Source organism: Jannaschia seosinensis (assembly GCF_001408515.1).
Classification (GTDB): Bacteria; Pseudomonadota; Alphaproteobacteria; order Rhodobacterales; family Rhodobacteraceae; genus Jannaschia; species Jannaschia seosinensis.
In genome coordinates, this window is the sequence record NZ_CYPR01000058.1 from 1 (window position 1) to 10,818 (window position 10,818).

At 63.9% G+C, this 10,818-nt stretch carries 12 protein-coding genes and 2 pseudogenes; 5 read left to right on the forward strand and 9 right to left on the reverse strand.

Annotation, left to right across the window (positions count from 1 at the left end; genetic code table 11):
• The 7 genes and pseudogenes from JSE7799_RS05320 to JSE7799_RS05345 form a co-directional block, all read right to left on the reverse strand.
• Nucleotides 1–417: IS6 family transposase (locus JSE7799_RS05320; RefSeq protein WP_144431572.1), on the reverse strand; the 417-nt coding region annotated here is incomplete at its 3' end.
• Between the two features lie 58 nt (nucleotides 418–475).
• A pseudogene (locus JSE7799_RS22470) lies at nucleotides 476–556 on the reverse strand (IS6 family transposase); the annotation flags it as partial.
• A 102-nt stretch (nucleotides 557–658) separates the two neighbouring features.
• On the reverse strand, nucleotides 659–1,960 hold the full coding sequence (locus JSE7799_RS05325) for a hydroxymethylglutaryl-CoA reductase, degradative (RefSeq protein WP_306455393.1): 1,302 nt from the start codon (nucleotides 1,958–1,960) through the stop codon (nucleotides 659–661).
• Nucleotides 1,957–2,721 carry an SDR family NAD(P)-dependent oxidoreductase gene (locus JSE7799_RS05330; RefSeq protein WP_055662699.1) on the reverse strand — a complete coding sequence of 255 codons (765 nt, stop codon included), beginning with the start codon at nucleotides 2,719–2,721 and terminating at the stop codon, nucleotides 1,957–1,959. Before JSE7799_RS05330 ends, JSE7799_RS05325 begins: the two co-directional genes overlap by 4 nt.
• A 13-nt stretch (nucleotides 2,722–2,734) precedes the next feature.
• A complete protein-coding gene (locus JSE7799_RS05335) occupies nucleotides 2,735–4,078 on the reverse strand; it encodes a TRAP transporter large permease (protein ID WP_055662700.1) in 1,344 nt (447 codons plus the stop codon).
• On the reverse strand, nucleotides 4,071–4,649 hold the full coding sequence (locus JSE7799_RS05340; protein ID WP_055662701.1) for a TRAP transporter small permease subunit: 579 nt from the start codon (nucleotides 4,647–4,649) through the stop codon (nucleotides 4,071–4,073). Before JSE7799_RS05340 ends, JSE7799_RS05335 begins: the two co-directional genes overlap by 8 nt.
• An 8-nt stretch (nucleotides 4,650–4,657) precedes the next feature.
• Nucleotides 4,658–5,701, reverse strand: coding sequence for a TRAP transporter substrate-binding protein (locus tag JSE7799_RS05345; RefSeq protein ID WP_083480276.1), 1,044 nt, complete (start codon nucleotides 5,699–5,701; stop codon nucleotides 4,658–4,660).
• Between the two features lie 231 nt (nucleotides 5,702–5,932).
• Between JSE7799_RS05345 and JSE7799_RS05350 the strand changes: the two genes are divergently transcribed.
• From JSE7799_RS05350 to JSE7799_RS05370, 5 genes are read left to right on the forward strand one after another with little or no spacing between them, the layout of a single operon-like run.
• Nucleotides 5,933–6,577 carry a GntR family transcriptional regulator gene (locus tag JSE7799_RS05350; protein WP_245624805.1) on the forward strand — a complete coding sequence of 215 codons (645 nt, stop codon included), beginning with the start codon at nucleotides 5,933–5,935 and terminating at the stop codon, nucleotides 6,575–6,577.
• A 27-nt stretch (nucleotides 6,578–6,604) separates the two neighbouring features.
• Entirely contained in the window at nucleotides 6,605–7,384 is a 780-nt protein-coding gene (locus JSE7799_RS05355; RefSeq protein ID WP_055662704.1) for an SDR family oxidoreductase, read from the forward strand.
• A complete protein-coding gene (locus JSE7799_RS05360; protein ID WP_055662705.1) occupies nucleotides 7,384–8,334 on the forward strand; it encodes a 3-hydroxyacyl-CoA dehydrogenase in 951 nt (316 codons plus the stop codon). The genes JSE7799_RS05355 and JSE7799_RS05360 overlap by 1 nt, the downstream gene beginning before the upstream one ends.
• Nucleotides 8,335–8,355: 21 nt before the next feature.
• Nucleotides 8,356–9,291 (forward strand): 3,5-dioxohexanoate:acetyl-CoA acetone transferase, encoded by a 936-nt coding sequence (gene kce, locus JSE7799_RS05365; RefSeq protein ID WP_055662706.1) that lies wholly within the window; start codon nucleotides 8,356–8,358, stop codon nucleotides 9,289–9,291.
• Nucleotides 9,278–10,027 (forward strand): SDR family oxidoreductase, encoded by a 750-nt coding sequence (locus tag JSE7799_RS05370; protein ID WP_055662707.1) that lies wholly within the window; start codon nucleotides 9,278–9,280, stop codon nucleotides 10,025–10,027. The genes kce and JSE7799_RS05370 overlap by 14 nt, the downstream gene beginning before the upstream one ends.
• A gap of 159 nt (nucleotides 10,028–10,186) precedes the next feature.
• Here JSE7799_RS05370 and JSE7799_RS20345 read toward each other — a convergent pair.
• Together JSE7799_RS20345 and JSE7799_RS05375 are read right to left on the reverse strand one after the other, a co-directional pair.
• A pseudogene (locus tag JSE7799_RS20345) lies at nucleotides 10,187–10,291 on the reverse strand (IS110 family transposase); the annotation flags it as partial.
• A gap of 72 nt (nucleotides 10,292–10,363) precedes the next feature.
• Nucleotides 10,364–10,818: DDE-type integrase/transposase/recombinase (locus tag JSE7799_RS05375; RefSeq protein WP_144431573.1), on the reverse strand; the 455-nt coding region annotated here is incomplete at its 5' end.

A 10,818-nucleotide genomic window follows, 5' to 3' on the forward strand; every position in this document is an offset into this window, starting at 1 on the left:
CGTCACGAGGACATCTGCTCGCCCGTGCTTCTTCAGTGCTTTTCTGAGGAATTTCAGCGCGGCCTTCTTGTCCCGCGTCTTCGTGACGAAGCTTTCCAGCACTTCGCCCTCATGATCGACCGCCCGCCAGAGGTAGTGCTGCTCGCCGTTGATCTTCACGAACATCTCGTCGAGGTGCCAGCGCCAGCGGCTCGATTTCAGGCCCTTGATGCGTCGCTTGCGGATCTCACCGGCGAACATCGGGCCGAAGCGGTGCCACCAGAAGCGCACCGTCTCGTGGCTGACGTCGACGCCGCGTTCATGGAGCAGATCTTCGACGTTCCGCAGCGACAGCGGGAAGCGGACATACATCATCACCGCCAGTCGGATGATCTCGGAACTGGTCTTGAAGTACTTGAAGGGGCTGCGCTTGGTCATGCGGGGAAGCTATCCAGCCGCCCGCTCCGCCTCAAGCGAAGTTCTTCTGACAAGGCCGGAAGCGGACATACATCATCACCGCCAGCCGGATGATCTCGGAACTGGTCTTGAAGTACTTGAAGGGGCTGCGCTTGGTCACGCGGGGAGCCTAGCCAGCCGCCTGCTCCGCCTCAAGCGAAGTTCTTCTGACAAGGCCGTCAGCTGCGCTTGGTCACTTTGAGAAGACCGCCCTAATGAATCATCAAGCGCGCAGAAAATCCAGAATCTTTCGCGCTTTCGCTTCGGTCACTCGGCCGCCTTGCCGCAGTTTTGCAGCAACAAATTCTATCTCGTCGCCGGTGGCTCCTGCAACAATGGCAACATTCTGAGCGTGCAGCGCCATATGTCCTTTCTGAATGCCATCCGTGGCCAAGGCTCTGAGCGCACCAAAGTTCTGTGCCAATCCGACTGCCGCGGTGATCCGCGAGAGCGCCTCTGCGCTGTCGGTGCCGAGGATCTTCAGGCAAAGCTGTGCAACCGGGTGGATCCGGGTCGCCCCGCCTACGATACCTAGCGAAAGCGGCACTTCGATGGTGCCGGCGAGACTACCTTCCTCCGTGCACTCCCAATGCGTGAGCGGCCCGTAGCAGCCGTTTTGCGCGGCGAAAGCATGAGCTCCCGCCTCAATAGCGCGCGTGTCGTTGCCGGTGGCGAGCACGACTGCCGAGATACCGTTCATGATGCCCTTGTTGTGAGTTGCCGCGCGGTAGGGGTCAGCCTCGGCGAACTCGGCCCCGAGCAGCATGGCTTCGACGACCTCGGGGCCGCCGATCTCGGCTGCGGGCCAAACCGCCCGAGCGCGAGTGAGACGTCGGTCGGCGAGGTTCGAGAGGATCCGCAGCAGCGGACGGGCGCCGGTCCAGGAGGCGAGTGTCGGGGCGACGGTTTCGGCCATGGTGTTGACCGCATTGGCGCCCATGGCGTCGCGCGTGTCGACGATAAGGTGGACGACGACCATGATCCCTGCGCGGGTCGGCAGGATCCGCACTTCAAGGCCACGCAGCCCGCCACCAAGCGAGGTCAGTTGCGGATCGACCTCGTCGCAGATCACCCGGATTTCATCCTCGCGCCCGAGGATTTCGAGCCGAGCGCGATGCGGGTCGGACAGGCCGCAGAGCTGCACCTGCGCGATGGTGAGCGAGCCGGCATAGGAGGTCTGAAAGCCGCCGGTCGCGCGACAGCGTTTGGCCGAGTTGCAGACTGCGGCAATCACGGAGCTTTCCTCGGTCGCCATCGGTACGAGCATCTCGCGGCCGTCGACGATCATGTTGGTGGCCAAACCGAGCGGTACCGGCATGACCCCGATGGCGTTCTCAATCATCCGATCGACGAGTTCGCCGTCCACGGGGCCAAGCCGCTCGAGCAGTGATACCGCTTCGGCATCGCCTCCCAGCCGCTCGGCCAAGACGCCGAGCCGTTCGGCTCGCGTGGCGGTCGCGAAGCCGGACAGCCGGGACGTGTGATCGGTCATGCTCTTCTCCTGGATCACAGTGGGGCGGGTCATGCCCGCATGAGGTAGCCGCCGTCGACCGGAATAACCGCGCCGGTAACAAACTGCGCGCCGGGCGAGGCGAGAAACAGGACGGCGCCCGCCATCTCTTCGGGGCGTGCCCACCGGCCCAGCGGTGTTCGGGCCGTCACGCGTGCCTCGAGATCCGGCATGTCGGCCCGGGCCTGCCGGGTCAGCGGCGTATCGACCCAGCCGGGCAGGATGCAGTTGGCACGAATGCCTTCGGCCGCCCAGGCGACGGCAAGGCTGCGGGTCAACTGCACAACTCCGCCTTTGGCCGCGGCGTAAGCGGCGGTGGTCTCGTTCGCGAGAACCGACAGCATCGACCCGACCGTCACGATGCGACCGTCGCCGCCTTCGCGAAGCAGAGGATAGAGCGCTTGGCAGGCGACAAAGGTGCCCTTCAGGCTGGCGTCGAGCACGAAGTCCCAATCGTCGAGCGTGAGGTCCTGCGGCGCCTTACGGCGGTTCCCGCCCGCAGCGCAGATCAGCACGTCGGCGCCGCCGAAACGCTCCGTCGCGACTTCGGCCAGTCGGGCGCAGTCCTCCTGCGACGCGGTATCACCGGCCACGAAATGTGCTTCGCCTATATCTTTCAGTACTGCCAGCGCTTCGGACCCGCGTACCTTGGATCGGCCAGAGACGAGGACCTGTGCGCCGGCGTCGAGAAATGCCCGCGCCACCGCGAGACCGATGCCGCTGGTGCCGCCCGTGATGACGACGCGGCGGCCGCGCAGATCAAATATGGCGCTCATGAAAACTCTCCGCTCAGTTTCCGACCGCCGCCGGGAGCCAGAGCACCAGTGCCGGGAACAGGATGCACAGGAAGAGACCTGCAACCTGTATCAACACAAACGGGAGGATGCCTTTGTAGATGGCGGTGATCCCCAGTTCGGGCGGCGCAATGCCGCGCAGGTAGAATAGCGCGTAGCCGAAGGGAGGCGTCAGGAAGGACGTCTGCAGGTTCACCGCAACCAGCACCGCAAACCAGGTCAGCGTCACACTCGAATTCGCCAGTCCGAAATCGAGCGCGGCGATGATCGGCGCAAAGAGCGGCAGGATCACATAGGAGATTTCGATCCACTCGAGGAAGAAGCCCAGCACGAAGATCAGCGCCATGATCAGGAACAGGGTCTGGTAGGGACCCGATGCGATGGCGAACACCGCGTCCTCGATCATCCGGTCTCCGCCGACGCGCTTGAAGATTGCGCTGAAGACGGTGGCACCGATGGCGACGGTCAGGATCATCGCCGTCGTGAGCGCGGTCTCCTGCACGCAATCCACGAGGTTCTTCCGAGTGAGCTCGCCCATTGCGGCAGCAAGAAGCGTGGCGCCGAGCGCGCCGATTGCGGCCGCCTCGGTGGGCGTCGCGACGCCTGCGATGATCGAACCCAGCACGCCTAGGATCAGCAACACGGGCGCGAGGAGGTGCTTGGCCAGCGTCATGATCATTTCGCCGATAGAGACGTCGCCGGGTTGTTCGGAAGGTGGAGCCTTTGCCGGATCGAGCCAGGTCACGACGAGGATGTAGAGGGCATACAGTCCGCCCAGCATCACGCCCGGGATGACCGCGCCCATGAATAGGGCCCCGATGGAAATGGACAGGATATCGCCGACCAGCACCAGCATGATCGACGGTGGAATGAGAATGCCCAACGTGCCCGCCGAGCAGATCGTGCCCGCCGCGAGCGACATAGAGTAGTTCTGCTTTATCATGACCGGCAGGGCCATGAGGCCCAGCATCACGACCGACGCGCCGACGATGCCCGTGGATGCCGCCATGACCACGCCGACGATCGTTACCGAGAGCGCCAGCCCGCCAGGGCGCTGCGCGAACATTCGCTCCAACGACAAAAGCAGGTTCTTGGCGATGTTGGACTTCTCCAGCATCAGCCCCATGAACACGAAGAGAGGCACCGCTAGCATCAGCCAATTCGTCAGGGTGCCGGTGAAGATCCGAGATGAAACCGTGTTGAGGAATACTAGCGGTACGTCGCCAATGAACGTGAACAGAATGCCGACGCCGGCGAGCACAAATGCCACTGGGTAGCCGGAGAAGATGCCCGCGATGAGGACCCCGACCATGGCGAGGGGGAGCGCGTACTCATCCATGCTTCACCTCGTTCGGCGATAGGATCCGTCCGATGTTCATCAGGATGCGCCCGATGCAGACGATGCCGAGGAAAACGAAGCCGATGGGCAGGAATGTCTTCACGAGGTAACGATCGGTGAGCCCGCCGTAATCTGACTGTTCGCCCGTGCTGTAGGAGAACTCTACGAAGCTGAGCGACAGCCAGCCGATGACGGCGCAGAAGGGCAAGAGGAACAGCAGGTCGCCAACGAGGTCGATCGCCGCCTTTCCCCTAGCTCCGAAGCTCCCGTAAAGCAGATCGACCCGAACGTGATGATCGCGCGCGAGCGCATAGGACATACCGAGCATGACGATGATTGCCAGAAGGTGCCATTGAAGCTCGGCCAGCCCGTTGAGGTTGAGCTGTGTGCCGAAGAGCGGCACGTCGGTTTGCCAGGCTGCGATCTGACCAACCTTGAGGAGAGAGCCCACGATAGCCGCCAGCACAAATCCGACCATGGGCAGCAGCAGCCAAGCTGCGGCCCGGCCGGGCCATGCGCCCGCGACTACGAACGCATGACCGACTCGCTCCAGAAAGGAACGTGACTGCATGAGAGACCTCAGTCTGCCGCCGGTGCCGGCGGAATCTGCTGCAGTTCGTCCCAGACCTGTGCTCGGGCCATGTAGTCCTGGATCGATTGGTAGGCTTCGGCAACGATCTCGTCATTCGCGGCGGCTTCTTCCAGAACCTCGGTCGACGCCTCGCGCAGCGCGACCAGAACCTCGTCGGGGAAGCGCTTCGTCTCGACGCCCTGCTCGCGGAACCCCTCGATGACCTCGCCCTGTGGCGCCGGCGCGGCGGCCAGCGACCAGGCGACCGTGGCCTTGCAGGCGACGAGGATCTGCTCCTGAACCTCTTCGCCGAAGCTATTCCACACGTCCATGTTGACGATCAGCGTGTTCCAACTTGCCGGCTGGTGCCAGCCGGGGAAATAGTAGTATTGCGCGATTTCCGCGAAGCCGAGCGACTGATCGACTACTGGCAACGAGAACTCCGTGGCGTCGATGCGACCGCGTTCGAGAGCAACGTAGAGTTCGCCACCCGGGATGAGCTGCGTTGACGCCCCAAGCTTGTTCAGCACTTGGCCGCCCATGCCGGAAATCCGCATCCGCAGCCCCTGCAGGTCCTCGACCGTGTTGATCTCCTTGTTGAACCACCCACCGGGCTCCGGCGCGGTAATGTGGCAAGGCAGCATTTTGATGTTCAGTGGGTCATAGGCCTTCTGGACGATCTCCATGCCGCCGCCTTCCCACATCCAGCCGGTGAACAGGGCCGGCCCCGGGCCGAAAGGCATGGCACCGGCGAGGCCCGCGACGGGGATCGTGCCGCCCCAGTAACCCATGAAGTCCCAACCCGCCGGGATCGCGCCCGAGCTGACCTGATTGAGGACTTCCAGCGCGGGCACCAGATCGCCGGCGCCGTGGACGCGAAGCTCCACCTCGCCGCCAGTGGCGGCGGCAATGTTCTCGGCAAGCACCTCGGCGCCTTCACCGAGAAACGGCATGTTCTTCGGGAACGTGCTCGCCACATCCAGTGTCTCGGCCTGCACAAGGCCGCACGAAGCGGCAAAAGCGGCTGCCGATAGGGTCGCAGTCAATCTCAAGACATATCCTCCCATGTCTTCCGCGCCGGGGCATGCCCCTCGCGAACCTGATCCTTCATCACCCGACTCCCTTCCGGGCGAGGCGTCTCCTGCGTCAGCGGCCGGCTTGACTTCCGAACAGGCGCTCCGCAATCTGTGATCGCAGATGAACCGTAATGAAAGAAAATGGCGGTGCAAGGTATTTCTCGGGACTCATTCGGTGGCGGTACAACGCCACTTCAGCGGGACAGCTTGCAGCAGCAGATCTACGAAAGGCTGCGTAATCGCCTTATCGCCGGGTCATTCTTTCCTGGAGAGGCCGTCTCGAGCCGCGGCCTTGCGCAGGCGCTGGACGTCAGTGCCATGCCGGTGCGCGAGGCACTGACACGGCTCACTGCCGAGGGTGCGCTGGAGCTGACCAACAGTCGTACGCTGCGGGTTCGCGTTCTGACACCGGACGATTTCGACGAGGCCACCGCCATCCGGCTCGACCTCGAAGGCATGGCCGCCATACGCGCCGCCGGTCAGGCCACAGGCGAGGACGCGGCCGCAGTGCGGCGACTGCATCGCGACTTGATCGCCGCCGCCGAGAGCGTCGATGCCGACCGTTATCTTTCGGCTAACGCCGCCTTTCATTCGGGCATCTACACCGCAGCGCGATGGCCGCTGCTCCTCGGTATGATCCAGCGCCTGTGGCTGATCGTGGGTCCCTCGATCCGCTCAAGCGTTCCCGATCGGCAGCACATGGCCACGTCGATGCAGTTCCACAATGCGGCGGCCGAGGCGATGGAGGCTCGTGATGCGACGACCCTGCGCAGCGCAGTTGTCGACGACATCCGTACGGCTGCGATCAACATCCGCGCATCTCTGGCCGACGAAGCCGGCGACACGACCTGACGCGACCCCGAGGGAGAAGACAAAACCATGAGCATTCTCGCGTCCCTGACGCCCCCCAAGGGTCTGCGCGTCCTGATCACCGCGGGAGCGGGCGGCATCGGCCAAGCTATCGCCCGCGGCTTTGCCGAAGCCGGCGCCCGCGTGCATATCTCCGACGTGGACGCGGCCGCCGTGGATGCGGTCACCGGTGGTCAAATTACCGGCAGCGTCGCCGATGCCGCGGACGAGGCGGCTACTGAGACGCTGTTCCTTCAAGCGCGCGAGGTGTTAGGCGGGCTCGATGTCGTCGTGGCCAATGCCGGCGTCGCAGGCCCCACTGCGGGGATTGGCAACATCGGTGCTGCCGAGTGGGATGAGTGTCTCGAGATCAACCTGCGCGGCGCCTATCTCGCTGCCCGTTTCGCCGCACCCGAAATGGTGGCAAGCAAGGGCAGCTTCATTGCCATCTCCTCCGTCGCCGGTCGGCTTCCCTACGGATTTCGCACGCCTTACGCCGCCTCGAAGTGGGGGGTTGTAGGGCTCGCCAAGAGCCTGGCCGCCGAATTGGGTCCCGAGGGCGTGCGGTCGAACGCGATCCTGCCCGGCATTGTCCGCGGCCCGCGTATCGAGAAGGTCATATCGGCGCGCGCCGCACAGCTTGGGCTGTCGTTCGAGCAGATGCGTGAGCAATATCTTGCGAAGGTTTCCCTGCGGCGGATGGTCGAGCCCGAGGACATCGCCGCGATGTGCCTCTTTCTCGCCAGTCCCGGCGGCGCCAACGTCTCGGGTCAGGCGCTGAGCGTTTGCGGCAACGTGGAGACGCTCTGATGTCCGGCGACACGAAGATCGCGATCGTCGGCAGCGGCCTGATCGGATGTGCCTGGGCGGTGTCGTTTGCGCGCGGCGGCTGCACCGTCGTGTTGTTCGACCAGAACGATGAGACGACGATGCACGCGCCGGGCCGCGTGCGCGCCATTGCCAACCAGATGGAGACGGCGGGGCTGCTCGGCGGCACGACGGCCAATGGAGTCGCCGCGCGGGTGCGCGTCGCCGGGAACCTCGGCGACGCGCTCGACGGCGCCGTACACGTGCAGGAGAACGTGCCCGAGAAGCTTGATGTCAAGCGCACCGTGTTCTCCGAACTCGATGTGCTGGCGCCGCACGACGCCGTGCTTGCGAGTTCCACCTCGGCGCTACTGCCATCCGCTTTTACCGAACATCTCAAAGGGCGGGCGCGTTGCGTCGTGGCGCATCCGATCAACCCGCCCAGCCTGATCCCGGCCGTCGAAGTCGTGCCCGCCCCTTGGTCCGATCCGGAGATTGTTGAGCGGACGGCGCAGTTGATGGAGCGCATCGGCCAGACGCCAATCCGCATGAAGCGCGAAATCGACGGATTCATTATGAACCGATTGCAGGGCGCGCTCTTGCAGGAAGCTTTCCGGCTGGTCGAGCAGGGCATCGCCGATCCCGAGGACGTGGATATCGGCATCCGCGAAGGGTTGGCTCCTCGTTGGGCGCTGGTCGGTCCCTTCGAGACGATCGATCTCAATGCGCCGGGCGGTGTGCGCGACTACGTGGACCGCTACGGCGGCATGTACGACACCATCGCCGCCGGTCAGCGCGATAACGTCGACTGGCGCGGCCCAGTGCTCGACCGGATAGATGCCGCCCGCCGTGCCGTAGTGCCGCTGGAAGAAATCCCCGATGCGCAAGCCCGGCGCGACCGGCGGCTCATCGCGCTCATGACGCATCTGCGCGGGGCCTCCCGCGACGACTGAACAGCTTCGGAGGAGACGAGAATGCCCAGAACGAGCCGCAAGATCATCATCAGCTGCGCCATTACCGGCGCAATCCATACGCCGTCGATGTCGAAGCACTTGCCGGTGACACCGCAGGAAATCATCGACGATAGTCTCGCCGCCGCCGAGGCCGGCGCCACCATCCTGCACCTGCATGCGCGGGATCCAGAGACCGGCCGACCGACGCAGGACCCGGATACCTTCCGCGCCTTCCTGCCGCAACTCAAGCAGCGCACCGGTGCCGTGCTGAACCTCACCACAGGCGGGTCGCCGCACATGACCGTCGAGGAGCGGATGCGCCCCGCCGCCGAGCTCAAGCCCGAGGTCGCGTCGCTCAACATGGGCAGCATGAATTTCGGCCTGTTCCCGATGCTGAACCGCTTCAAGGAGTTCGAGCACGAATGGGAGCGTCAGCATCTCGAGAACAGCCGCGATCTCGTGTTCAAGAACACCTTCCTGGACATCGAGCATATTCTGACCACCGGCAACGCGAACGGCACGCGCTTCGAGTTCGAATGCTACGACACCTCGCACCTCTACACCCTTGCGCATTTCGTCGATCGCGGGCTGGTGATGGCACCGTTCCTCGTGCAGACCGTCTTCGGCCTGCTTGGCGGGATCGGTGCACATCCCGAGGATGTGGCACACATGAAGCGCACCGCCGACCGGCTGTTTGGGGACGACTACGTGTGGTCGGTGCTAGGTGCAGGGCGCAACCAGATGCCTATTGCCGCACAGGCCGCGGCTCAGGGAGGCAATCTGCGCGTGGGGCTGGAGGACTCATTGTGGATCTCGCCCGGCAAGTTGGCCGAGAGCAATGCCGACCAAGTGCGCAAGGCGCGCGACTTGCTGCAGGGACTCAGCCTTGAGGTCGCTACGCCCGACGAGGCCCGCGAAATGCTCGAGCTGAAGGGCGCCAGCGATGTCGCCTTCTGATTGCGGCCCTGTCGTCGTGACCGGCGGCAGTCGCGGCATCGGCGCGGCTACGGTCGAGCGGCTCGCCGCGGCCGGAAGACCAGTGGCGTTCTCCTACGCCTCTAGCGACGTGGCGGCGCAAACGCTTTGCGAACGGGTGGTCCAAGCCGGCGGACGGGCTGTCGCCTGCAAGGCCGATACCTCCGACGAAGCAGCGGTCAATGAACTATTTGAGACCTGTATTGTGCGCTTTGGTCCGCCCACCGGCGTTTTCATAAATGCCGGGATCACCGGCCCAGCCTGTCGTCTGACAGAGCTTGATCCTTTCAATCTGCGCCGCGTGCTGGAGGTCAATGTGGTCGGCAGCTTCTTGGCTGCGCAGGCGGCTGTGCGCGCCATGTCGGAGACGGGCGGAGGATCAATTGTACTGATGTCCAGTCGCGCTGCTCGTCTTGGTGGCGCCAACGAATGGGTGCACTACGCGGCCAGCAAGGGCGCAGTCGACTCGCTCTGCGTTGGCCTCGCGCGGGAGGCTGGGCCCGCGGGCATTCGGGTCAACGCAGTGGCTCCGGGCCTAATCGATACGGCAATTCACGCTGCCGCCGGCCGGGGCGAGCGGCTGGACGAAACTGTCAGTGCAGTACCGCTCGGGCGCATTGGCACGGCCGGAGAGGTCGCATCCACAGTGGCGTGGCTGCTTTCGGACGAGAGCGGTTATGTGTCCGGAACGATTATCGATGTCGGTGGTGGGCGTTGAGCAAACATGCGCGAGCGGACTGCGCTGAAACTATAAATGCATCGCCTTGCCAGACCGCAACCGTAAACGTGGGTGGTGTCATTCGGGGACAGCTCCTGCTTTGCAAAGGGCTTCTTGAGCAATCTTGATGGTGCTGGCAGACTAGAGTATCCGTCTTGATCAAGCCGGTTTCGGCGTCCATTTGCGGTCTTGTTGGACAAGCGCGTTGGCGAGTTCGATCAGCTTTCGCATGAGAGCGGTCAAGGCGACTTTTGCCGGCTTCCCGGCCTTGATCATGGCGTGGGTGCTGGCAGATTAAATCGAACCAGTCTCAGGAAGGGCAGGGGGGCCTGACCATTATCCTGCGCAAAGACCGCGCCACTCGGCGAGAGCGGCGGTGCGGTTGGTCTTGAAGATGTCTCGGCTGGAGAGGCTGCGTTCCTGGTTGAAGTGGTTCGAGATGGAGGCGTGGACGGCGGCGAACTTCTGCAGACTTCGCATCCGCCGGAAGCGCTGCATGGTCCTCTCGCGTCGTCGGAACGGCAGGTGCGAATTCTCCGCGCGGTTGTTCAGCCACCGACCGGTCTCCTGCCGGTCCGCCATGCCGAGGTCCTTCAGGACCGCGCCGTAGGAGCGAAGCTTGTCCGTCACGAGGACATCTGCTCGGCCGTGCTTCTTCATTGCTTTTCTGAGGAATTTCAGCGCAGCCTTCTTGTCCCGCGTCTTCGTGACGAAGCTTTCCAGCACTTCGCCCTCATGGTCGACCGCCCGCCAGAGGTAGTGCTGCTCGCCGTTGATCTTCACGAACATCT

Coding starts and splice junctions, on each gene's coding strand:
- JSE7799_RS05325 (WP_306455393.1), bottom strand. CDS start 1,960: ATGACCCGCCCCACTGTGATCCAGGAGAAGAGCATGACCGATCACACG.
- JSE7799_RS05330 (WP_055662699.1), bottom strand. CDS start 2,721: ATGAGCGCCATATTTGATCTGCGCGGCCGCCGCGTCGTCATCACGGGC.
- JSE7799_RS05335 (WP_055662700.1), bottom strand. CDS start 4,078: ATGGATGAGTACGCGCTCCCCCTCGCCATGGTCGGGGTCCTCATCGCG.
- JSE7799_RS05340 (WP_055662701.1), bottom strand. CDS start 4,649: ATGCAGTCACGTTCCTTTCTGGAGCGAGTCGGTCATGCGTTCGTAGTC.
- JSE7799_RS05355 (WP_055662704.1), top strand. CDS start 6,605: ATGAGCATTCTCGCGTCCCTGACGCCCCCCAAGGGTCTGCGCGTCCTG.
- JSE7799_RS05360 (WP_055662705.1), top strand. CDS start 7,384: ATGTCCGGCGACACGAAGATCGCGATCGTCGGCAGCGGCCTGATCGGA.
- kce (WP_055662706.1), top strand. CDS start 8,356: ATGCCCAGAACGAGCCGCAAGATCATCATCAGCTGCGCCATTACCGGC.
- JSE7799_RS05370 (WP_055662707.1), top strand. CDS start 9,278: ATGTCGCCTTCTGATTGCGGCCCTGTCGTCGTGACCGGCGGCAGTCGC.